General features: G+C 37.1%; 19 protein-coding genes and 1 pseudogene. 2 read left to right on the top strand and 18 right to left on the bottom strand.

Annotation, left to right across the window (positions count from 1 at the left end):
- Nucleotides 1–16: 16 nt before the first annotated feature.
- The 5 genes and pseudogenes from mutM to ACODS7_RS08660 form a co-directional block, all read right to left on the bottom strand.
- Complete coding sequence (gene mutM, locus ACODS7_RS08680; RefSeq protein ID WP_016080104.1) at nucleotides 17–847, bottom strand: DNA-formamidopyrimidine glycosylase; 831 nt, start codon at nucleotides 845–847, stop codon at nucleotides 17–19.
- Nucleotides 848–859: 12 nt separating this feature from the next.
- Nucleotides 860–3,493 (bottom strand): DNA polymerase I, encoded by a 2,634-nt coding sequence (gene polA, locus ACODS7_RS08675; RefSeq protein ID WP_016080103.1) that lies wholly within the window; start codon nucleotides 3,491–3,493, stop codon nucleotides 860–862.
- Between the two features lie 285 nt (nucleotides 3,494–3,778).
- Nucleotides 3,779–5,542, bottom strand: coding sequence for a sensory box histidine kinase PhoR (phoR, locus tag ACODS7_RS08670; RefSeq protein WP_001032099.1), 1,764 nt, complete (start codon nucleotides 5,540–5,542; stop codon nucleotides 3,779–3,781).
- Nucleotides 5,535–6,254 (bottom strand): two-component system response regulator PhoP, encoded by a 720-nt coding sequence (gene phoP / locus ACODS7_RS08665; protein WP_001065220.1) that lies wholly within the window; start codon nucleotides 6,252–6,254, stop codon nucleotides 5,535–5,537. The genes phoR and phoP overlap by 8 nt, the downstream gene beginning before the upstream one ends.
- Nucleotides 6,255–6,416: 162 nt before the next feature.
- Nucleotides 6,417–6,653, bottom strand: a pseudogene (locus ACODS7_RS08660) (hypothetical protein).
- A 98-nt stretch (nucleotides 6,654–6,751) separates the two neighbouring features.
- Here ACODS7_RS08660 and ACODS7_RS08655 point away from each other — a divergent pair.
- On the top strand, nucleotides 6,752–6,883 hold the full coding sequence (locus tag ACODS7_RS08655; protein WP_001238014.1) for a hypothetical protein: 132 nt from the start codon (nucleotides 6,752–6,754) through the stop codon (nucleotides 6,881–6,883).
- A gap of 56 nt (nucleotides 6,884–6,939) precedes the next feature.
- On the opposite strand, the gene ACODS7_RS08650 is transcribed toward ACODS7_RS08655, so the two are convergent.
- From ACODS7_RS08650 to ACODS7_RS08630, 5 genes are all read right to left on the bottom strand, one after another.
- Nucleotides 6,940–7,413 carry a MaoC family dehydratase gene (locus ACODS7_RS08650; RefSeq protein WP_000914181.1) on the bottom strand — a complete coding sequence of 158 codons (474 nt, stop codon included), beginning with the start codon at nucleotides 7,411–7,413 and terminating at the stop codon, nucleotides 6,940–6,942.
- Nucleotides 7,414–7,628: 215 nt separating this feature from the next.
- Nucleotides 7,629–8,567: a malate dehydrogenase gene (gene mdh / locus ACODS7_RS08645; protein WP_000153232.1), complete on the bottom strand. Its 939-nt coding sequence runs from the start codon at nucleotides 8,565–8,567 to the stop codon at nucleotides 7,629–7,631.
- A gap of 19 nt (nucleotides 8,568–8,586) precedes the next feature.
- On the bottom strand, nucleotides 8,587–9,879 hold the full coding sequence (gene icd / locus ACODS7_RS08640) for an NADP-dependent isocitrate dehydrogenase (RefSeq protein ID WP_000206893.1): 1,293 nt from the start codon (nucleotides 9,877–9,879) through the stop codon (nucleotides 8,587–8,589).
- Between the two features lie 160 nt (nucleotides 9,880–10,039).
- Nucleotides 10,040–11,188, bottom strand: a complete 1,149-nt coding sequence (gene citZ, locus ACODS7_RS08635; protein ID WP_000503651.1) for a citrate synthase — start codon at nucleotides 11,186–11,188, stop codon at nucleotides 10,040–10,042.
- 387 nt (nucleotides 11,189–11,575) lie between these two features.
- A complete protein-coding gene (locus ACODS7_RS08630; RefSeq protein WP_000625507.1) occupies nucleotides 11,576–12,037 on the bottom strand; it encodes a DUF441 domain-containing protein in 462 nt (153 codons plus the stop codon).
- 505 nt (nucleotides 12,038–12,542) lie between these two features.
- On the opposite strand from ACODS7_RS08630, the gene ytvI reads away from it, so the two are divergent.
- Nucleotides 12,543–13,661, top strand: a complete 1,119-nt coding sequence (gene ytvI, locus ACODS7_RS08625) for a sporulation integral membrane protein YtvI (protein WP_006926492.1) — start codon at nucleotides 12,543–12,545, stop codon at nucleotides 13,659–13,661.
- Between the two features lie 600 nt (nucleotides 13,662–14,261).
- Here the strand turns inward: ytvI and ACODS7_RS08620 are convergent.
- From ACODS7_RS08620 to dnaE, 8 genes are all read right to left on the bottom strand, one after another.
- The gene (locus ACODS7_RS08620) at nucleotides 14,262–14,651 is read right to left on the bottom strand and encodes an FxsA family protein (protein ID WP_029443393.1); all 390 of its coding nucleotides are present in this window, start codon (nucleotides 14,649–14,651) and stop codon (nucleotides 14,262–14,264) included.
- Between the two features lie 194 nt (nucleotides 14,652–14,845).
- A complete protein-coding gene (pyk, locus tag ACODS7_RS08615) occupies nucleotides 14,846–16,603 on the bottom strand; it encodes a pyruvate kinase (protein ID WP_029443394.1) in 1,758 nt (585 codons plus the stop codon).
- A gap of 53 nt (nucleotides 16,604–16,656) precedes the next feature.
- The gene (gene pfkA, locus ACODS7_RS08610; RefSeq protein ID WP_000821156.1) at nucleotides 16,657–17,616 is read right to left on the bottom strand and encodes a 6-phosphofructokinase; all 960 of its coding nucleotides are present in this window, start codon (nucleotides 17,614–17,616) and stop codon (nucleotides 16,657–16,659) included.
- Nucleotides 17,617–17,744: 128 nt separating this feature from the next.
- Nucleotides 17,745–18,719 carry an acetyl-CoA carboxylase carboxyl transferase subunit alpha gene (accA, locus tag ACODS7_RS08605; RefSeq protein ID WP_000818801.1) on the bottom strand — a complete coding sequence of 325 codons (975 nt, stop codon included), beginning with the start codon at nucleotides 18,717–18,719 and terminating at the stop codon, nucleotides 17,745–17,747.
- Nucleotides 18,707–19,576: an acetyl-CoA carboxylase, carboxyltransferase subunit beta gene (accD, locus tag ACODS7_RS08600; protein WP_000942856.1), complete on the bottom strand. Its 870-nt coding sequence runs from the start codon at nucleotides 19,574–19,576 to the stop codon at nucleotides 18,707–18,709. Before accD ends, accA begins: the two co-directional genes overlap by 13 nt.
- A 185-nt stretch (nucleotides 19,577–19,761) precedes the next feature.
- Nucleotides 19,762–20,406 carry a FadR/GntR family transcriptional regulator gene (locus ACODS7_RS08595; protein ID WP_016080099.1) on the bottom strand — a complete coding sequence of 215 codons (645 nt, stop codon included), beginning with the start codon at nucleotides 20,404–20,406 and terminating at the stop codon, nucleotides 19,762–19,764.
- Between the two features lie 14 nt (nucleotides 20,407–20,420).
- Nucleotides 20,421–21,629, bottom strand: a complete 1,209-nt coding sequence (gene ystJ / locus ACODS7_RS08590) for an NADP-dependent malic enzyme (RefSeq protein ID WP_162200710.1) — start codon at nucleotides 21,627–21,629, stop codon at nucleotides 20,421–20,423.
- Nucleotides 21,630–21,762: 133 nt separating this feature from the next.
- On the bottom strand, nucleotides 21,763–25,089 hold the full coding sequence (dnaE, locus tag ACODS7_RS08585) for a DNA polymerase III subunit alpha (RefSeq protein WP_043935407.1): 3,327 nt from the start codon (nucleotides 25,087–25,089) through the stop codon (nucleotides 21,763–21,765).
- Nucleotides 25,090–25,106 lie beyond the last annotated feature (17 nt).

The raw sequence follows: 25,106 nt of genomic DNA, 5'->3' as shown, positions 1-25,106 counted from the left end.
CGATGTTATCTCTTTTCTATATTCTTGGCTGACAAATTGGGCAGTAATGCGTTCCTCTTCCGCCAACAACTGTTTTTTCTAATATCGTACCGCAAGTTACACACGGTTCTCCTTTTTTTCCGTATACATTTAGGAGTTCTTGGAACGAACCAATTTGCCCTTGTGAGTTGATATACGTCCGAATTGTACTTCCGCCACGTTTTACTGCTTCGCCTAGCGTTGTAACGGTAGCCTCATAAATCCGCTCAATTTCTTCTACTGTTAAAGACGAAGCTTCTCGTTCCGGATGAATTCGAGAACGGAATAAGACTTCATCAACATATATATTTCCAAGCCCTACTAAAAGACGCTGGTCCAATAGCACAACTTTTATTTTACGATTTGTCTTTTTCAATCTTTCTTGTAAATACTGCGGTGTCAATTCAGCATCAAACGGCTCCGGACCTAAGTCAGCAAGAGGCATTTGGTTCATCTCTTCACCTTTCTTAAAGAGATGCATCGTACCAAACTTTCTCACATCTTTATAATGTAATTCAGTTCCATCTGTAAATAAGAAACGGACGTGCGTATGTTTATCAATCGGCTCATCCTCTTGATGTAGTAAAAACTTACCTTCCATACGCAAATGTGAAACAATAACATAATTTGTTACATATAGAAGCAAAAACTTTCCTCTTCGCTTTATATTTTCAATCTTCTCGCCTTTTAGCATTTCTTTAAAGATTTCTGCATCATCTGGTCGTTTCACTATTTTTGGATAAGTAACAATGACATCTTCAATCGTTTTTCCTGTTACAAGATTTTCAAGTGTCCGTCTGACGTTTTCAACCTCTGGTAATTCAGGCATTTCATCACTTCCTTATTTTGCGTCGTACCAAGTTGGACCGTAAGAATAATCAACTTTCAGCGGAACTGCGAGTTCAATTGCATGCTCCATTACTTCAGGTACAAGCTTCTCTAATTTTTCAATTTCTTCTTTTGGTGCTTCAAATATTAATTCATCGTGTACTTGCAGAAGAAGACGCGCTTGTAATCCTTCTTCTTCTAAACGATCTGCCATAATAATCATCGCTTTTTTAATAATATCTGCTGCAGTACCTTGAATTGGTGTATTCATCGCTGTACGCTCAGCGAAGCTACGTAAATTGAAATTACGACTCGTAATTTCTGGAATATAACGACGACGATTTAATAATGTAGCCACATATCCTTTTTGTTTCGCATCTTTTACGATGTCCTCCATGTATTCTTGTACACCAGGGAAACTTTCTAAATACTTTTCAATAAATTCCGCTGCTGCTTTTCTTGTAATTCCTAAGTTTTGTGAAAGACCATAATCACTAATACCATACACAATTCCGAAGTTAACAGCTTTCGCTTGTCGCCTCATATTTGAAGTTACTTCATCTTTTTCAACGCCAAATACATCCATAGCTGTTTTCGTATGAATATCCATGTCATGCTGGAATGCATCAACTAACCCTTTATCATTTGCAATATGAGCTAATACACGCAGTTCGATTTGTGAATAGTCAGCCGCATACATAATCCAACCTTCTTCTGATGGAACAAATGCCTGACGAATCTTTCTTCCTTCTTCTAATCGAATCGGGATATTTTGCAAGTTCGGATCCGTTGAACTTAATCGACCTGTTTGCGTTAATACTTGATTAAAGCGAGTATGAATTTTAGATGAATCTTCATGTACAACTTTCAGTAAACCTTCAATATAAGTTGAATTTAGTTTCCCTAATTGACGATAATGTAAAATGTTTGGAATAATCTCATGGCGATCCATAAGCTTTTCTAATACATCGGCTGACGTAGAATAACCTGTTTTCGTCTTTTTAATAACCGGTAAGTTTAAGTTCTCAAACAGAATTACACCAAGCTGCTTCGGTGAATTAATATTAAATTCTGTTCCCGCAAGCTTATAAATTTCCTGTTCCATTTCCTTTAATCTACCTGCAAGTTCTTCTCCCATATTACGAAGACGCTCCGTATCAACTTTTACACCTTTTACTTCCATATCAGCTAATACACGCGCAAGTGGCAATTCTAACTCTGTAAACAGTTCATATTGCTCATTCTTCTCTAACTCTTCAACGAATGTTTGCTTTACATCATATAATACATGCACTTTACGAGCTACATGCTCCGCTACTACATCTAACTCTGGAACAGCTCGTTTTGCACCTTTTCCGTAAACTTCTTCATCAGATTTCACAGCATGTGTTTCTTTCATTTTCGCTACAGTACGGAAATCTTTATCCGTATCGGCTGGATCAAGTAAATAAGCAGCGATTAATAAATCAAAATCAATCCCTTGAATATCTATCCCATTCCATTTAAGTGCAACGATCGCTCGCTTCGCATCAAATGTATGCTTTCTCATTTCTCCATTTGCAAGCCATGCTTTAAAAGCATCCGATGCAAGAGCAATATCCTTCTGAATAAAGTAGCAACCATTTTCATTTTGAATACCAAAGCCTTGAATGTCCGCCTTATGATAATTATCTTCTTGCACTTCAACAATAAGTGCACTATCTTGCTGAAGCATTTCTTCTGTAACTTCTTCCACAATATCAAATGTAATATCATCTAATTCAGCTGGAGCTGTTTCTTCTGGCGTAACGCCTAATTTATTTAAAAGAGATGTAAATCCTAAACTCTCGAACATTGGAATCACATCACTTGCTTCATATCCTTTATACGCCATATCATCCACATGAACTGTAATCGGTGCATCTGTAATAATAGTCGCAAGATCTTTACTCATAAGAGCTTGTTCTTTATTTTCTTCCAGTTTTTCTTTTAATTTCTTCCCGCTTACTTGATCTAGATTTTCATACACTTCTTCAACCGTTCCAAACTGTGTTAACAATTTAATCGCCGTTTTTTCACCAACTCCTGGTACACCCGGAATATTATCTGATTGGTCTCCCATTAAACCTTTCATATCGATAATTTGCTTTGGTGATAAGCTATATTTTTCAAATAAAGCTTCTTTCGTATATTCATCTACTTCCGTAATCCCTTTTCGCGGAATACATACAAGCGTGTTATCAGAAACAAGTTGAAGTAAATCTTTATCTCCTGAAATAACTTTTACACTTGCTCCTTGTTCACTCGCTTCTTTTGCTAGCGTTCCCATAATATCATCCGCTTCATAATTTTCTAATTCATAACGCGGTACGTTGAATGCATCCAGCATCTCACGAATAAACGGGAACTGCTCTGATAATTCAGGTGGAGTCTTTTGACGTCCTCCTTTATACTCACTATACGTTTTATGACGGAATGTCGTTTTACCCGCATCAAATGCTACTAACATATGCGTCGGTTTTTCTTCCTCTAATATTCTCATTAACATCATTGTAAAACCGTAAATTGCGTTCGTATGTATACCTTTGTCGTTATTTAAAAGCGGTAGTGCAAAGAAAGCACGATACGCGATATTATTACCATCTACCAATACGACCTTTTTTTCCAAACCAGAAACCTCCCCATACAAATTTGAAATGATTTTTCTCATAGAAAAAAACCGTTCCTTTCCTCTCTCTATATTAACATGACTAATAGAGAGAAGAAAAATAACGGTTATTTTCTTTCATATATAAAACAGACTTATATTGGCATAAAGGGAAGTGACGAGAACAGCTTAACTATTCTCGTCCAAAATTACTCCTTGGATGAAGGGGTTTTCATGTATTATATTAACAGAGCTTTATTAATATTTAATTAAGCCATTGTTAATATATTGTAAACATCCTTCATCCTATTTTTCAGTAGCTGATTTTGGTAAAACAACTGTAAATGTTGTCCCTTCCCCAACTTCACTATCCACTGTAATTGTACCGTGATGCGCCTCTACTAAATGCTTTACAATTGATAATCCAAGGCCTGTACCACCAGTATTTCTACTTCTCGCTTTATCCACTCGGTAAAAGCGTTCAAAAATACGCGGAATTTCCTCTTTACTAATACCAATTCCAGTATCCGATACTTTTATATAAGCATTATATTTATCTTCCGCTAACTCTACTGAAACAACACCTCCAGCCGGTGTATATACAATCGCATTATTAATTAAATTAATAAAGATTTGTTTCAAACGACTTGGATCTCCAATAACAGAGGCACGTTTTAATACATTCACTTGTAAAGAGATTTCTTTTTCTCCTGCCTTATTATCAAGCACCATATGAATATCTTCAAGTAGCCCCTTCATGTCAACGGTTCCCATATTTAATTTAAATCCTTGTTGTTCGATCTTCGACAAATCTAATAAATCTTCAATTAACCCTTGCATACGCTCACTTTCTTTTAAAATAATGTGCAAGAAATGTTCGCAGAATTTTTTATTATCCATCGCTCCGTCTAAGAGTGTTTCTGAAAAACCTTTAATAGAAGTAATCGGTGTCTTTAATTCATGAGAAACATTCGCTAAAAAGTCTTTTCTCATTTGTTCTAATTTCTTTAACTCTGTTATGTCATGGAATACGAGAACAATCCCTTTCCATTCATGGTTTGTCCCTATAATCGGCGCTCCATATACTTCGAAATGCTTCCGCTCAATTCCAAGTGGCAATAACATTTGTTTACGCACTTTCACTTCTGTCATAAAGATTTCTTCTACAAGCTCAATAATTTCTGTATGATGAAACGATTCATAATATAAGCGATCTAAATATTCTTCATCTGTTACGTGGAAAGTTTCCTTATAAGAGCGGTTTACAAGGTTTATATATCCGCGGCTATCAATTAAAATCATTCCGCTTCCCATATTTTCAATTAACGTATGCAGACGATCTTGCTGCATTTCTTGTTCAAGTGTCATCTCTTGTAAGTTACGAGCTAAAATATTAATCGCTTTACTCAGCATTCCTGTTTCATCCGAATGACTTTCGTATGCACGCGCTTTATAATTCCCCTTTGCCAATTCAATCGCAACTTTCGTAACCGATTCAATTGGCCTAATATATTGCCCTGTAATTTTCATACCTAAAAATACAACTACAAGACAAGCAATGACAAATCCGATAATTAATAATCCCCACGTTTTTTGATGTACGTCTTTTAAAGGATCGATTGTACTTTTCACCAAAACGTATCCTTGTTTTCCTTCTACATCTTGAACGAACACCGCATGATAAAATTCATTCTTTCGATCTGTCTCTTTCGTAATCACTTTACTTCGTTGTTTTGCCAATTCCGAAGTAAGTTCTTTAATCGTCTCTGGACTAAATGCCAATTCTTGTCCTTTTCTATATTGAACTTTCTTTTTTTCATCCACAAATACGATAGAAGCTGGTATTTTTTCTTCTAACTTTTCAAATACGTATGGATTTTTTAAGACATTATCAAAACCTTGCTCTTCTGCTAACGCCGCAACATACTCCGTCTCTTTTACCATTCTCTCTTTAGCATGATCTATATAGTAGTTTTCAAACACAGTTTCTAGCAATAAACCTAGTCCAACTAAAATAAATACAATAAGAGAAACAAATGTAAAAAGAAGCCTGGAACGAAATTTATTCATTCCCTTTTGGCTCCTCTAATTTATATCCTAAACCACGTATCGTTTTAATGTACGTCGGTTTTTTCGTATTTTGTTCAATTTTATCGCGCAAATGGCTAATATGAACATCAACAATTCGTGTATCACCAGCAAAATCGTAATTCCATACAGCACTTAATAATTGATCACGCGTCAACACGCGACTTTTATTTTTCGCAAGATACACAAGTAGTTCAAATTCTTTTGGTGTTAATTCAAGCTTTCTTCCTTGGAAATAAGCCTCATAAAACTCCGGTAAAATTTTAAGTTCTGCAATTGTGATGCTATCTTCATCTGGCGCTTCTGCAACTTGTTCTTCTTGTTGTAATTTCGTGCGGCGCAAAATCGCCTTCACACGAGCAACAACTTCCCTTGGACTAAATGGCTTCGTCATATAATCATCTGCCCCAAGTTCAAGGCCTAGCACCTTATCAAACTCATCATCTTTTGCCGTTAACATTAAAATCGGCGTCATAACGCGCTGCAATCGTAATTCTTTACACACTTCCATACCATCCATTTTCGGAAGCATTAAATCTAATATAATTAAATCTGGGCGTTCTGTTGTCGCTTTTTGAAGCGCCATTTCTCCATCCATCGCTGTTATAACTTCAAACCCAGCTTGTTGTAAATTAAATTCGATTAAAGTTAAGATAAATTCCTCATCATCAACTACTAAAATACGATTGTTCATTCTTTTCCTCCAAGTTATAGACTTGAAACCTTCTTCATCCTAGTATTTTCCCCGTTATTCTCATCATACTAGAAAACAGGGTCCCTCTCAATATAATTGTCTATTCATGGAGATCGTTTGTTTAGAATTGAGAAAATAGACGTAATTACACTTTACCTGCAACTACACAGGATTTTTCCAAACTTTATAGATTACTCTCTCTTCTTTAAAGCTCACTTCCGTATGAACTATAAAATCTTGATTTTGCGCTAGGAAAAACGCAAGCGCATACGCTATTTTATAATCTGGTGTTTCATATCCATCAAATACTCTTCCACACATTTCATTTGCAACGCCGTCTGCTCACACTTCAGCTTCTCGTATCGTTTCAAAGATAACTTCTTCTTTTTTCCACCTCATCTTAAAGAATCAATCCTTCCATTGACTTAAATTATTAAATTATAATATAGTAAATATTGTTAATTTGATAATCCGAATATAAAAAAGGAGGTTCTATTATGCGACTATTACTACCTATTTTAACTTTAGTAGTAACATGTTTCCTTACTTTTAACGTACCGAGCTGGGATACGATTAAAACGGGGTGCTCAGAATTTGCTGAAGGGTTCAAAGAAGGATTCTTCAACTAAAAATAGCGCTAGCATCCTTATTCACGGTATGCTAGCGCTATTCATATTTTCATCTTTTAAAAATTATCTAATGCTTTTTCCATAATGGAAACAGATTTATAAGGTGGCGTTACTGTTAATGAACCCTTTACAACAGTTTCTCCTTTTTCATCATGAGCAGATACAAGCATATCAATTGTATGTTCCTCCTCAGAAACAGCCACAACTTCAAAGTGGATTTGTAACGTTTCATAATGGTGAACATGCTTCACGAACGTAAGGTCCTTCCTAGTAATATGACTTCCTGGACCCGGTAAATATTTCGTAACTGCCGTTGTAATCATTCCCGTTAGCATAATGCTTGGTACAATCGGCTTTTCATACGGAGTTTGGGATGCGTAATCATGCTGAATATATAATGGATTGGCATCATTCGTTAATCCTAAGTACAATAACAAATCTTTATCCTCAATTTTTTCAGTGATAGATAATTTCTCTCCTACTGTAATCTCATCCATTTTACGACCAATTTGAACTTTTTTCTTTAACATGTTACAACCCCCTCCGATTTTTTCACCTTATTATCCTACTAAAAGCGATACCTTATCCGAAATTTACTATGATGAGGGCAATGTATAGTATAAATCTATAGTTTCATTATAGGATACTACAAATGATAGCGTTTTCATATTATTTCAAAAAAACAATTCGGTAAATAGTAGAAAAAGATTCGGAATCCCGAATCTTTTTCACTACTATTCAATTATTAAACAAGAACTTTCATTACGTTACGTACAGATTCTACAGAGCGATCTAACGCTTCTTTTTCATCTGCAAGAAGTTCTAATTCAATAATTTTTTCAATTCCGTTACCACCTAGAATTACTGGTACCCCTAAGTAAAGGTCACTATAACCATACTCACCTTCAAGGTACGCAATAGCTGGTAATACACGGCGTTGATCTTTTAAGATTGCTTCTGTCATTTCAACTAAAGAAGCTGCTGGTGCGTAATATGCACTACCGTTTCCTAATAAGCCTACAATCTCACCGCCACCTTTACGTGTACGTTCTACGATTGCTTCTAAACGCTCTTTCGGAATTAACGTTTCTAACGGAATACCGCCTGCATAAGAATAACGCACAAGAGGTACCATGTCGTCACCGTGTCCACCAAGAACAAATCCTGTAATGTCTTTCACAGAAAGATTTAATTCTTGTGCGATGAATGTACGGAAACGAGCTGTATCTAATACGCCCGATTGGCCGATAACACGCTCTTTCGGGAATCCTGCTTCTTTAAATACAGAATATGTCATTGCATCAACTGGATTTGTTAATACAACAATAATCGCATTTGGTGAATGTTTTGCAATGTCGCGCGTAATACTTTTCATAATTTTAGAGTTCGTTGCTACTAAGTCATCACGGCTCATACCAGGCTTACGTGCAATACCTGCTGTAATAACGACAACGTCAGAATCAGCAGTATCTGCGTAATCAGATGTTCCAATAATGTTAGCATCAAAACCTTGTACTGGGCTCGCTTCTAACATATCTAACGCTTTCCCTTTTGTTGGATTTTCCAGTTGTGGAATGTCCACTAATACAACATCTGCAAGTTCTTTTTGTGCTAATAAGAATGCCGTTGTTGCTCCTGTAAATCCTGCACCGATGACTGAAACCTTCTTGCGTTTGATTGTCATAATTTACCCCCCGCTTTAATTATGCGTTTTTGATTATCGCTACATCCATGTTTTTAATAAGCTCATTAGCAAACTCAGAACATTTCACTTCTGTTGCGCCTTCCATTAGGCGAGCAAAGTCATATGTTACTACTTTTGATGCAATTGTTTTCTCAACTGAATCTGTTACTAATTTCGCCGCTTCATTCCATCCTAAATGTTCTAGTAATAATACACCTGAAAGAAGAACAGAAGATGGGTTTACTTTATCTAAACCTGCATATTTTGGAGCTGTACCATGTGTAGCTTCAAAGATAGCATGTCCAGTCACATAGTTAATGTTTGCACCAGGTGCAATACCAATTCCACCTACTTGTGCAGCAAGTGCATCAGAGATATAGTCACCATTTAAGTTCATTGTTGCAACAACATCGAACTCACGTGGACGAGTTAAAATTTGTTGTAAGAAGATGTCTGCAATAGAATCTTTTACGATGATTTTTCCAGCCACTTCAGCGTCTGCCATCGCTTTATTTGCTGCATCTTTACCATCTTTTTCAACGATGCGATCATATTCAGCCCAAGTAAATACTTTGTCGCCGAATTCTTGTTCCGCTACTTCGTAACCCCAGTTTTTGAAAGCACCTTCTGTAAATTTCATAATGTTTCCTTTATGAACTAATGTAACAGAAGAGCGTTTTTCGTTAATTGCATATTGAATTGCAGCACGAACAAGACGCTTTGTCCCTTCTTCTGAGATTGGTTTAATACCAATACCAGATGTTTCTGGGAAGCGGATTTTATTAACACCCATTGCTTCTTTTAAGAAAGCAAGAACTTTTTCTGCTTCTGGAGATCCTTGTGCATATTCAATTCCAGCATAAATGTCTTCTGTATTTTCACGGAAAATAACCATATCAGTATCTTCCGGACGTTTTACAGGTGAAGGAACACCTTCAAAATAACGAACTGGACGTAGACATACATATAGATCTAATTCTTGACGAAGTGCCACGTTTAGAGAACGAATACCACCGCCAACTGGAGTTGTAAGTGGACCTTTAATTGCGATTAAATATTCGCGAATTAAATTTAAAGTTTCTTCTGGTAACCACTCGCCTGTTTGGTTGAATGCTTTTTCCCCTGCAAGCACTTCTTTCCAAACGATTTTCTTCTCACCATCATAAGCTTTTTCAACTGCTGCTTCTATTACGCGAGATGCAGCTGCCCAAATATCAGGACCAATTCCATCTCCTTCAATAAATGGAATAATCGGATTGTTTGGTACATTCATAACACCATTAGTTACAGTAATTTTTTCACCTGTCGTCAATGTGATAACCCCCATGTTTGAAATTTCATATGTATGAAACTGAGGGAATAACCCCTCAGTTCAAACCGTTAGTCAAATTAAAATATTCTAATCATTACATCTTCCCAAAAAAATCAGACTTTTGAAAGCGTATTTTCACTATCGAAATAGTGTTTTTTGCTTATCTTTGTGCGATTGGAACATACACTTGATGCGTTGGTCCATTATAATCAGCACGCGGACGGATTAAACGGTTATTTTCATATTGTTCTAGAATATGAGCTAACCAGCCTGACATACGGCTAATTGCAAAAATAGGTGTAAATAAGTCATGGTCAATTCCTAAACAATGGTATACAGAAGCTGAATAGAAATCAACATTTGGTGGAAGACCTTTTTCTTTTGTTACAATGTCTTCAATTTTGATAGACATATTATACCATTTGTCTTCTCCTAAAAGCACGCATAATCTCTTAGACATTTCACGTAAGTGTTTTGCACGCGGATCACCTTGCTCATACACACGGTGACCAAAGCCCATGATTTTCACTTTATTTTGAAGAGCATTATGAATATATGATTCTACATTTTCTTCTTCGCCAATTTCAGTTAACATCTTCATTACATTTTCATTCGCCCCACCGTGAAGAGGACCTTTCAATGCACCGATTGCTGCTGTAATACCAGAATATACATCTGAAAGTGTAGCTACGCAAACACGTGCAGTAAATGTAGAAGCGTTTAACTCATGATCCGCATGAAGTACAAGCGCCTTATCAAAAGCTTCAATTTCAACTTCATTTGGCTCGCGATCATTTAACATGTACAAGAAGTTTGCAGCTAATGATAAATCTTTTCTTGGCTCAACAATATCTAAACCTTTACGGATTCTCGCGTAAGCAGCAACTAAAGTTCCCACTTGAGCCTGTAATTTAACCGCTTTCAAATAATTAGACTTTTCATCCATAATTTCAGCGCTCTCATCGTATAATGATAGCATGGAAATTGCAGTTCGTAAAACAGACATCGGATGTGCAATTTTTAAATCTACTTGTTTCAAATATGTTAAAATCTCACCTGGAACTTTATAGTATTCAGATACAATTTCATTAAATTCCGCTAGTTCTTTTTCATTAGGAAGCTTGCGGTGCCATAATAAGTACACTACTTCTTCAAACGTAGCATTCTCAGCTAAATCATCAATATTATACCCAACATAAGTTAATGTATCATCAATAATAGAGCTCACAGATGATGTTGTTGCTACTACCCCTTCTAAACCTCGAATAACAGTCATGACATTCTCTCCTTTTCCTGAAAATTCTCCCAACCTTGCTCCTTATATCTATTTGCTCCCCTTATGAATTATGAACGCCCGTTCACTCTTTAGGCAAGCAAAATGCACGATCATGCAAATTTGTTGCGATGTTCCCCTCTTATTGTCCATTGTTTACATGGAAAGCATGAGCGTGAATGTCTCCCCGAATCCTCACGCTCAAAACAACAAGTTAGTGAGGAAAATAAATTCCGAAGAGTTTTATGATAAAAACAACATAAAACAATATCATTATAAAATTGTTTTATGTTGTTTTTATTTTATCTGGTGTAAAGTCTCTGCTGTTATGTAACTTTTCAAAGTTTCTAATCCTATTATAAACAATTATCTGACTTTTGTGAACAGAAAGAATTCAAAAATTTTATATTACTATAAAATTTCTCATTTAAACATCTGTATAATACTCATAACCGCATAGGCAATTCCAGCCCCAATTAAAGGCCCTACAGCAACCCCATTAAATAACGCGACCGCTATAATTGTCCCAAAAACAAGCGCAGTTGTAATATGAGGATCCGTCGTCAATAATTGTACGCCGCCTTTTGCTAACAAAGCGACTGCTACACCTGAAGCTAAAGCAATCCACGCATAATACGATTTCGCTGCTTCTCCAAGTTGTTTAAAACCTATTTCCCCCGTCGCAATCGGTACTAGCACCGCTATTGTAATGACCGTTACACCTAGGTTAATTCCTTTCGTTTGTAAATAAGGAAAGACCTTATCTCCTAAAAACGTAAACTTCAATAAAAATAACACACCAATAGCTACAGTAAGCGATTGGTTTTTAGCAATAAGTCCTATAATAAGTAGTATGAATAAAAATAAAGTTGACTGACTAATCATGTTTGCACTTCCTTTCTGAAAATAATGAACTCATTTCCAAACAAAAATACCTTTAAACCTATCGTTATACATGCTATACAGATGCCTATTTATCGATAACACCTTCAATTTTTTATGCATTTTACAATTAAAAAAAGAGACTTTCTCCAAAAAAATTTAAGCATGTATACATTTTTGAAAACAGTCGTCTCTTCTTTCTTTTCTAATAAGAAACAGGTAAAATAAAAAGAAGAGAAAATGAAGTTTTTACCATATAGTAGTAGCATCACCAACAGGCTTTCACAGCCATTCATATACCGAAAAAAGCAGGCTAAATCCATCATTCCACTATAACATAAAGTAAAACTTTAATCAGTTGGGCATCTTCCGCTGATTATTGACCTTCACCAATTGGGCTTTGGCGGGAGATTTACTGCCGATAAAGTGAGACTTTAATCAGCAGAGCACGCTAGTTATAAGTTGAACGAATTAGGATAATCCAAATCGGAATGGGAGGTATACATCTTTGAACCGAAACTTACTATATATGATATTGCGACTCATATTTGTCATTGTAGCAACGGTAGCTGGGTTTTATGTCTTACTATACATGTCAGGGCTTATCTATCCTTTTATTATCGCTTTTGCATTTGCTTATTTGATTAATCCTGTCGTCAATTTCCTTAATCAAAAACTACAATTTCCTCGTGCACTAGCAGTACTCGTTAGCTTAATTCTCGTATTTGGAGCTATCGTTGGACTTGTTACATATCTTGTAACTGAAGCAATATCTGCCACAACATACTTACTACAACTTGTTACAGTAAAGTTTCCAGATATCGTTACATTCGCTCAGCAATTTGCACTTAATCATATTATGCCTCTCTACGATGATTTAATCTCTAAATTTAATCATCTTGGAGAACCCCAGCGCTATACAATTACACAAAACATTCAAAACTTAGGAACAGAAGCAACGACACAAATGAAAGAACTTTTAACCGCCATTATAAGCGGGTTAACGAATTTCATTAGTGCACTGCCGACAACTTTAACTGTCCTTGTATTCATTTTATTAGCCACTTTCTTCATTAGTTACGATTGGCACCGTCTTGCTCAGAAAGCAAGAAAGTTACTACCAAATCGTGTACATGGATACGGAAAAACTATTTTTGTCGACTTAAAAAAAGCTTTGTTTGGTTTTGTGAAAGCACAACTTACACTCGTATCTATGACAACCGTCATTGTACTGATCGGACTTTTAATATTACGCGTACCATACGCCATTACTATTGCGATTATTACAGGAGTTGTAGATTTACTACCCTATTTAGGCACAGGCGCAGTCTTCGTTCCATGGGTTATATACGTATTTTTCACTGGCGATACCGCATTCGCCATTGGTCTTCTCATTTTATACATCGTCGTGATTGTCCAAAGACAAATTATGGAGCCGAAAGTACTTTCATCTAACATCGGTCTCGATCCATTAGCAACACTCGTCGCGCTATTTGTCGGCTTTAAGCTTTTTGGCTTTTTAGGATTAATCATCGGTCCAGTCACCTTAGTACTACTTAATACATTACACAAAGCTAATGTCTTCCATGACTTGTGGAAATATATTAAAGGTTCACCTTCAAAATAACAGTTTCTAATCCATACAAAAAACCAAGTTGTAATCAGTGGGAATTTTCCACTGATTATTCCTTTCACTTATTTTTCACACTACTCACACGCAACAAGAGCATTACCCAGAAAAAGGATAATTCTCTTGTTTTTTTGCATAAAAAACACATTTCCTAACTGAAAATACATTTTTATTCTATTTTATCTATAATTATTACTTACATTTATTACTTTTTATGTAAATGAATAAATATACAAAACTGCATAAAATAAGACTCCAACTAACAATTCCCACCTTTTACATGAATTCTTTACACCAATCGCTCCTTTATATACGAAAGCAAAACTTTAATTTAGCTGCATTTCGCACCATCTTATTCATCCAAATTAATAGCATTAAAAAATCACATGTTTAATCGAAGCACAACAAGAGTTCAAACGAAAATTATATAGCAAATATAATAAGCAGACGTTTTGTTCATCCCCCCACATCAAACACTTACGAGCATCCCAGCTTTGAGATAGAAATTCCACACCCTACAAATAACGCGGTAAAGCAAAGCGGCCCTCTCCTCTTACAAGACAAAAAAATAGCACTTAGATCGTTATAATCTAAGTGCTACTTCTGAATGATAATAGTAGAGTTCTTTCTAAACTTCCATTCCATCCACTTCATAACAAGCGGCTTCAATAAAGCTCTCGTAACAGGGATCACGCAGATAAACCCTAGCACATCTGTCACATAACCAGGAAGCACTAAGAGAATACCTCCTACAAATACAAAAATGCCATCTAGCACTGCCTCACCTGGCATTTCCCCTCTATTCAACTTAGATTGAATCTCTCCAAGCACTTTAAATCCTTGTCTTTTCGCCAAATACACACCTACAACACCTGTAAATACAATCATAGCGAACGTAGACCATAAACCTATTACATGACTTGATCCGATTAAGACCGTAATCTCAATCGCCGGTATTAAAATAAACAAGAATAGTAACCACTTCATAGTTCTACACCTCTCTCACAACTCACTTTTAACGCCCTCACAACGCCTATATACATCATATGAAATATAATACCCTTTCATATTAAAACCCATAACAAACAGCTTTTAAAAGCAATTCTAGGCGTTTTAAGCTAATTCTATCTCGTTTTTGTGTAAAAAAAAGAGAAGGACTCCGATCCTTCTCTCCGTATTACTTATAGCACTTCCGCATGTCCATTATAAACAATTCCGCGTGCTGCATCAACTGTTACTTCTTGGCCATTTTTTAAAGTTGCTGTTACGCCGTTTACACCAACGATAACAGGAATACCGATTGATACGCCTACAACAGCAGCATGGCTTGTTAAGCCACCTTCTTCTACAACTAAAGCAGCAGCTTTTTCGATTGCAGGAATCATATCTTTATCAGTACTTGTTGTAACAAGGATATCACCTTCGTTTACGTTCGCTACAGCTTCAGCAGCTGTTTTTGCTACAACTACTTTACCTTTCGCAGCTTTACGACCGATTCCTTGTCCTTTAGCAACTTCTTCACCAACAACGTGGATTTTCATTAAGTTTGTTGTACCAGTTTCAGCAACTGGAACACCAGCAGTAATTACTACAGTATCTCCAAGGCCGATTAGACCTGCATCCATACCTGTTTGAATTGCTGTATCTAACATTTCGTCAGTTGAAGCTGCGCGCTTCTCAGCCATAAATGCTTGTACACCCCAAACAAGTGCAAGACGACGCCCTACTTGCTCGTCAGATGTTACAGCTACGATTGGAGATTTTGGACGGTATTTAGAGATCATTTTCGCAGTATGTCCACTTTCTGTTGGAGCTACGATTGCAGCTACATCAAGAGCAAGTGCTGTATGCGCAACAGATTGGCTAATTGCATCTGTAATTGTTGGAGTGAACTCTTTAATACGTTTTTTGAACATATCTTCGTATTGTAATGATTTTTCAACACGTACTGCAATGTTAGCCATCATTGTTACTGCTTCTACTGGGTATTGACCAGCAGCTGTTTCACCTGAAAGCATGATTGCATCTGTACCATCGAAGATTGCGTTAGCTACGTCACTTGCTTCCGCACGAGTTGGACGTGGGTTACGTTGCATAGAATCTAACATTTGTGTCGCAGTAATAACTGGTTTACCTAACACGTTACATTTTTTGATTAGACGTTTTTGTACTAATGGTACTTCTTCTGGTGGAATTTCTACACCCATATCACCACGAGCTACCATTAAACCGTCAGAAACTTCTAAGATTGAATCGATATTGTCGATACCTTCTTGGTTTTCGATTTTCGGTACGATTTGGATGTATTGAGCGCCATGCTCTTCTAATAATTCACGGATTTCTAATACGTCAGACGCTTTACGTACGAATGAAGCTGCGATGAAATCAACTTTTTGCTCGATACCGAAGATGATATCTTTTACGTCTTTTTCAGTGATACCAGGAAGCTTAATGCTTACGTTTGGTACGTTAACACCTTTTTTATTTTTTACAGTTCCACTGTTAAGAACTTTTGTACGGATATTTCCGTCAGCTTTTTCGATTACTTCTAGTTCGATAAGACCGTCATCGATTAGAATGCGAGAACCTGGGTCCACATCATCATAAAGACCAGCATAAGATACAGAGAACTTCTCTGCAGTACCTAATACTTGCTCAGTAGAAAGAACTACTTCTGCACCTGTTACAAGCTCAGCTTGTCCGTCTACGAAGTCGTGAGTACGGATTTCTGGACCTTTTGTATCAAGTAAGATACCAACTGTTTTACCAGTTTTCTTTGAAGCTTCACGAATGTTTTTAATACGAGCGCCGTGCTCTTCATGGCTACCATGAGAGAAGTTTAAACGAGCAACGTTCATACCCGCTTCCATTAATTGTTCTAATTTCTCAATACTTTCACTAGCAGGACCTATAGTACATACAATTTTAGTTTTACGCATATTGCACCTCCGAAAATTATGAAACCGTTCCCAAATATCCGACATTACGCCGATTAGATGGATAATTCTTTAGATAATTGATACATATCTTTATCGATTGTATGCTTTTGAGCTAACGCCTCGATAATGTCATGATCAACAAGTTTATTATCTTGAATACCTACACAACGTCCACCTTTACCAGCAATTAACAACTCAACTGCTCTTGCACCAAGACGACTTGCTAATACACGGTCTTGTGCACTTGGTGATCCACCACGTTGTACGTGACCTAATACAGTTACACGAGTATCAAAGTTTGTTGCTTCTTCAATGTGCTTACCGATGTCAATTGCACTTCCAACACCTTCAGCTACAATGATAATACTGTGTTTTTTACCACGTTCGCTACCACGTTTTAGACGAGCGATTACATCATCCATGTCATACTCTTCTTCTGGAATTAAAATCGTTTCTGCACCATCAGCTAAACCAGCCCATAATGCGATATCTCCAGCATGACGTCCCATTACTTCAATAACATATGTACGTTCATGAGATGTAGCTGTGTCACGGATTTTATCAATTGCATCAATAACAGTATTTAGAGCTGTATCGAAACCAATTGTGAAGTCTGTTCCAGGAATATCATTGTCGATTGTACCTGGTACACCAACACATGGGAATCCTTGTTCAGTTAATTTTTTAGCACCTTGGTAAGAGCCATCTCCACCAATAACAACAAGTCCTTCGATACCATGTTTCTTTAATTGCTCGATACCTTTTAGTCGTACTTCTGGGTCTTTAAACTCAGGACATCTTGCTGTATATAATTTCGTACCACCGCGGTGGATAATATCGCCAACAGAACCAAGTTCTAATTTTTCAATGTGACCAGAAATTAATCCAGCGTATCCATGGTAAATACCATATACTTCAATATCATGGAAAATCGCTTTACGAACAACTGCACGAATGGCAGCATTCATACCAGGTGAATCTCCACCACTTGTTAATACACCAATACGTTTCATTTGTACTCACCTCATAAAGATTATTTGCCTTATAATAAAATAACACGAAAAAATATAAAAACACAATGGAGAAGATGTGTCTTTTCATAATAAAAACGTGCATTCGCGAAGAGGAACGCACGCTTTTCTTATTTTATCCCAATGGAAGCGTTTGAAAACGAAACTTGCCCAATTTTCATATATTTTTCATAACGTTTTTCGATTAATTCATCTTTCGAAATTCCGTTTAATTGTTCAAAAGTTTTTCTAATCATTAAGTCTATATTTTCTGACTGTTTCAAAAGATTACGGTGAGCTCCACCTTTTGCCTCTGGAATAATTTCATCAATTACACCTAATTCTTTCAAATCTGCTGCTGTAATTTTCATTGCTTCTGCAGCTTCCTTCGCTTTTCCTGCATCTTTCCAAAGAATTGCCGCTGCACCCTCTGGTGTAATAACAGAATAAGTGGAATTTTCTAGCATATGAATGTAATCTCCTACTCCAAGACCTAGCGCACCACCACTACCGCCTTCACCGATAACGATACAAATAACTGGTACCGTTAAACCTGCCATCTCAAATAGGTTGCGGGCAATAGCTTCACTTTGTCCACGTTCTTCAGCTGCTTTACCAGGATAAGCTCCCTTCGTATCGATGAAACAAATAATAGGACGATTAAACTTTTCCGCTTGTTTCATGAGACGCAGTGCTTTTCGATATCCTTCCGGATGAGGCATTCCAAAGTTACGGCGAATATTTTCTTTCGTATCTTTTCCGCGCTGATGCCCAATTACAGTTACAGGCATCCCTTTATATTTCGCAATGCCGCCGACAATCGCTGCATCATCGCCAAATAGACGATCTCCATGACATTCGAAAAAATCAGTAAATAAGTGCTCAATATAATCGAGCGTTGTCGGTCGTTCTGCATGACGAGCAATTTGAACACGGTCCCATACTTTTAGATTGCCGTATATATCTTCCTCTAAATTTTCTAGCTTTTCTTCCAAAATACGAATCTCCTCACTGAAGTCCATCTGGCTGTTTTTCGTATAGTCTTTCAGTTCACGAATCTTATTTCTTAGCTCAACAACTGGTTTTTCAAATTCTAGCTCTGCCATACAGCCATTTCCCCTCCTTGATGAACTTCTAAAATCTTGCGAAGCGATTCTCTCATATCATCACGATGCACCACCGCATCTAATTGACCATGATCTAGTAAGAATTCTGCCGTTTGGAAATCTTCCGGTAGTTTCTCACGCACCGTTTGTTCAATTACACGTCTACCAGCAAATCCGATAAGTGCACCTGGTTCTGCAAGATTATAATCACCAAGTGAAGCGAAACTCGCTGAAACCCCGCCCGTCGTTGGGTGAGTCATAACAGAAATAAATAATCCTCCTGCATTACTATGCTTTTTCAAAGCTACGCTTGTTTTTGCCATTTGCATTAAACTTAATATACCTTCTTGCATACGGGCACCACCCGAAGCAGTAAAGATAATAAATGGAACTTGTAAGTCGTACGCCTTTTCAACCGCACGGGCGATTTTTTCTCCTACTACAGAGCCCATGCTCCCCATTCGAAAACGAGAATCCATTACTGCAACAACAACAAGCATGTCATCAATTGTTCCTTCACCAGTTACAACCGCTTCGTTCAATTCAGTCTTCTTACGATCGCTCTCTAGTTTCTCTTCATAACCCGGAAACTCGAGTGGATTTAATGAAACCATTTCTTTGTCATACTCACGGAATGACCCTTCGTCCAATATACTATCAAGACGTTCCCATGCATTCATAGGATGATGATATCCACAATTCACACATACTTTTAAATTTTTTAGAAGTTCTTTCGTATACATGATTTTTTTACATTCCGGACATTTTGTCATAACGCCATCTGGCACATCTTTTCGTACTTGTTCTGAAGGTATTGCAGCGTACTTTTTCTTTTTCACGAATAAATCTCTTAGCACAATTTGACCCCCTTCGTTGAGAGCTAAGGTTAGCGTAAGAAGAAAATGGGGCTAACACCAAAGTTTGATGTTAGCCTTATCTTCTCAATCTGTCTAATAACCTCACTCTTTACGTTTAACTTTAACCGCTACGCGGTAGAATGTTTGTCATAACGTGTCATGGTCATTTCGACAAATTTTATACATTACGAGTGAAACTGTATATTCTCTACTAATTCATCGTAAATTTTTAGTGCATCATTTTCTTGTTTTTCTTCCAAAGTAGCATAAAGCTTTCTATACATATCGATAGTATCTCTTGAAACTTTACAAGAAAGAGTTGCTACGTAATCATTTACGATCATCCAAATGCGATATAGTAAATAATTATCGACTTGTTCAATAAGTGTTTTAAAGAACGTTTGATGAAGCGTTGGGATTGAGCTTTCATTTTCTTCAAGTACTTGGTGTAATCTACTTAGTACTTTAGAAAACGTTTCTTTCGGTAAATTACATACAATTCGAATCATATCTTTCTCAAGTAATCGTTTTGTTTGTAATAAATCACGAATTGTTTTCTCATCTTGCAATAAGAACGGAGCAATTAATTGTACAAGACCGTTATCATAAAAGTTTCGAATAAACGTCCCTTCACCACGTCTCGTTTCAATCAATCCTACCAGTTCTAAAGCACGCAATGCTTCTCTTACAGAGGAACGTCCTACGTTTAAGCGTGAACTTAACTCACGCTCAGACGGCAAACGATCCCCCGCTACCAATCCATCCTCTTCCATAATGGAACGGATTTTTTTTACAATTTCGAGATATACTTTTGTATTTGATGATGTCAATGGAAATTCCTCGCTTATTCTTTACCAATCAGCGCTAATTGTTTTGTTTTTTCAGCGATCTCATTTGGATCTACTTGACGGCGAGCTACTCCTGTCTCCATTGCTGCTTTTGCAACGTAAGACGCTACTTGAGGCGCTACACGCGCGTCAAATGGTGCCGGAATGATATAGTCTGCATTTAACTCATCTTCTGCTACAAGCTCAGCAATAGCCTGTACAGCTGCCATCTTCATTTCTTCGTTAATTTGTGTCGCATGTACGTCAAGTGCACCGCGGAAAATACCAGGGAACGCCAGTACATTATTTACTTGATTCGGGAAGTCAGAACGACCTGTTCCAACAACAGCTGCGCCCGCTGCTTTTGCCAATTCTGGCATAATTTCTGGAACTGGATTCGCCATTGCAAAAATAATCGCATCGTCATTCATTGTACGAACCATCTCTTCTGTTAATGCACCTTCTGCAGATACACCAATGAATACGTCCGCACCTTGTACAACATCAGCTAAAGAACCTTCTATACGATTCTTATTTGTATATTTTGCAACTTCATCCTTCACCGGATTCATACCTGTAGGACGACCATCATAGATTGCCCCTTTACGGTCACACATAATAATGTCGCGTACACCATAGCGATATAAAAGTTTAATAATTGCAATACCTGCTGCACCTGCGCCATTTGCGACAACTTTAATGTCAGACATTTTCTTTCCAACTAATTTCAGTGCATTTACAAGACCTGCTACTGTTACGATAGCTGTTCCGTGTTGATCATCATGGAAGATAGGAATATTTGTTTCTTTTTTCAAACGCTCTTCAATAATGAAGCAGTTTGGTGCTGCGATATCTTCTAAGTTAACGCCGCCAAAAGTTGGCTCCATTAATTTTACAGTTTCAACAATTTTATCTACATCGTTTGTATTTAAGGCAATTGGGAATGCATCTACACCAGCAAAGCTCTTGAATAATACAGCTTTACCTTCCATTACTGGAAGAGATGCTTCAGGTCCAATGTTACCAAGACCAAGTACAGCTGTTCCATCTGTCACAACTGCTACCATATTTCCCTTCATCGTATATTCATATACCTTACTTTTATCGTCATAAATTTCTTTACAAGGTTCTGCAACCCCTGGAGAATATGCAAGACTTAAATCTTTTGCATTTTCTACTTTTACTTTTGATACAGTTTCTAATTTTCCTTGATGCACTTTATGCATGTGAAGTGCTTCTTCACGAAGTGTTGACAAACTATCCACTCTCCTCAAATTATTCTTGCTGATATCAATTTCTCCAAGTGGTCTGACCACGAACACTACTACTATAATAATCGAAGTGTAGGGAAATTGTCCATTATATTTTCACAACTACATTTTCTTCCCCGACAATTTCACGAAGTGCTCCTAAACATTCTTCACTTGGATGAATCGATAAACTTCGAGATAATTGTACCATTTTATGTTCCTTTTCATAATAAATTAGTACTTTCGCAAAACCTGAATAGTCGAACAATATTTTCGTAACCTGATTTAAAAGCTTTTTCTCATACTGAGACGGCAATTTCACGTAAACAGATGCATCTTTCTTTTCTTCATACACATCCATTTCCTCTAGCGGATATAGTCCATTTACAATCCACTGCAGCTTATGATTTCTTAGCTCAATCGTACCGTCAACTAAAACAATTGCTCCTTCTTGTAACTTATCCGAGAAATGTATATACGTTTCCGGGAAGAGGACCGCTTCCATTTCATCATTTTGATCACAGAATGTAATAAATGCCATCTTTTGAAACTTTTTCGTACGAATCACTCTCACACTTGTTATATACACAATGGCTCTTTGTACTTTTTTCTTATGTCGCATCGCCTGAGCGAGAGATGGAATTTCTAATTCTTTTGCTAACTTTACATACTGCGCAGTCGGATAACTTGATAAATAAAAGCCAAGTGCTTCTTTCTCTTTATTTAGTTGTTCAATAAAAGATAGCTCTTCTCCTTGTACGTATTTTGATTTTGGAACAGCATCTCCTAAATCACGCGCGAGATTTGCGTACTCCAACGCCCCTTTAAGACTTTTCCATAAATTTGTTCTCGAAACACCAAAATCATCAAAACATCCCGACCAGACGAAAGCTTCTAAATTGCGCTCTGTTACAAACTTTGATGGCATACGGAGACAAAATTCAAATAAATCTTCGAACATTCTTTTCTCTCGTTCTTCTAATAATGCCGTCACTGTAGCCATTCCAATATTTCGAATCGAAAGTAAACTGTAACGTATCGCATTCCCCTCTATTTGGAAGTTGTAACCACTTTTTTGAAGAGACGGCGGCAAAACATGAAAACCTTTTCGCTTCGTTTCTCGTATATACTGTACAATTTTATCTTCATTTCCAATTGCACTTGATAATAGTGCCGTCATAAATTCCAGCGTATAGTTCGCTTTTAAGTAGGCAAGCTGATATCCGATCATACTGTAAGCTACAGCGTGACTTCGGTTAAAACCGTAATTCGCAAATCTTACAATTAAATCGTAAATTTTCTCAGCAGACGTCTCATCGTAACCATTTTGCAAACAACCTTGGACAAAATGCTTACGTTCCTGATCTAAAATATCACGATTTTTTTTACTCACTGCACGGCGCAGTAAATCTGCTTCACCGAGCGAAAACCCTGCTAACTTCGATGCAATTTGCATAATTTGTTCTTGGTATACAATGACGCCGTATGTTCTTTCTAAAATTGGCTTTAAATCCGGATGTAAATATTCAATTTTTCTTTTTCCATGTTTCGATTCAATAAAGGTCGGTATCTGTTCCATCGGTCCCGGTCTGTATAATGAGTTAACAGCTACGATATCTTCAAACTCATTCGGTTTTAACCCGCGAAGTACATTTCGCATACCACCTGATTCAAGCTGGAATACACCTGTTGTATCCCCTCTCCCTAATAATTGGAACGTCTTTTCATCTTGAAGAGGTAAGTTTCTTATATCAATTTCTTTCCCTGTTTTATTCGCGATAAATTTTATAATATTTTCAAGTAACGTTAAATTACGCAGTCCTAAAAAGTCCATCTTAAGCAACCCAAGTTCTTCTAGTGCATCGGCTGGATATTGCGTAACATAAACATCGTTATGTCCTTCTTGAATTGCTACACTGCCTGTTAGCGGTTCTTGACTCATAATAACGCCAGCCGCATGAATAGACGTATGACGTGGTAAACCTTCTACACGTTTTGCGATTTCAAACACACGCTCATGCAGAAGATTCCCTTGTATAAACTCACGAAGTGATTGTGATTCTTCATATGCATCTTTTAACGTTATACCAAGCTTTGATGGGATAAGTTTTGAAAATATATCAATATCTCGCGGCGGAAGCCCCATTACGCGGGCAATGTCTCTTATTGCCGCTTTTGCTGCAAGCGTACCAAACGTTACAATTTGCGCAACACGGAGCTGACCGTATTTATCTTTCACATAGCGAATCATCTCATCACGTCTTACGTCTGGAAAATCAATATCAATATCGGGAAGCGTCACACGTTCAGGATTTAAAAACCTTTCAAATAATAGATCGTATTCAATCGGATCAATATCTGTAATTTCTAATACGTATGAGACGAGTGAACCAGCTGCCGATCCACGACCTGGTCCTGTTAAAATATGATTTTCATGTGCATACTTCATAAAATCCCATACGATGAGGAAATAATCACTAAATCCCATACGAGAAATAACATTTAATTCATGATTTAAACGCTTTATATGCACTTCTTTCGGCGCACCATATCGTTTCCGCAAACCTTCTTCACAAACACGACGCAAGTATATATCACTCGTTTCATTAGACGAAACAGGAAACTTCGGAAGTTGATTTACATGGAACGGTATTTCTACTTGGCAACGCTCTGCAATTTTCATTGTATTTTGGATTGCTTCCGGCGCATGGGAAAATAGTGCTTCCATTTCATCCGATGACTTTAAATAATATTGATCTGTTTTCAGCCTCGGCCTATCTGGATCAGTCATTTTCGTTCCACTTTCAACAGATAGTAAACATTCGTGAACAAGTGCGTCACTTTGATTGATATAGCGCACATCGTTTGTTGCAACGACTGGAATATTAACCCTACTAATAAATTCAGGTAGTTTCTCTTGTAAAAGCAACTCATCTTGAATCGCATGATGCTGCAAACTCATATAAAAATGGCCGAACATATTTTGATATGTGCGAGCTACTTCTTCAGCCTGACTCTCATTGTCTTCTAGTAATAATTGCTCAATTTCGCCATCTTTACCTGGTGAAATAGCAATTAATCCTTTCGCATAATGCGCAAGCCACTTCTTAGGAATACCTTCTTTGGACTTTGTCATAATACTGCTAGAAATCTTTAATAAATTTTGGTAGCCTATTTCATTCTCAGCAAGTAATACAAGCGGATAAGACCTTTCTTCTTCTTCACTAAAAATAGAAGCGGTTAATCCAATAACAGGCTGTATACCATGTTTCTTACATGCTTTATAAAACGGAATAACGCCATACATAACATTTTCATCCGTAATAGCCAGCGATGAAAAACCAAGTTCTTTCGCCCTGACTACAAGCTCATCAATTTTACAAGCACTTTTTAATAAACTAAAAACGGTTTGACATTGTAAATGCACAAACTTCACTGTTGTACCCTCTCTTT

Source organism: Bacillus sp. FG16, from assembly GCF_057809515.1.
This window is presented reverse-complemented; position numbering and strand designations above follow the sequence as displayed.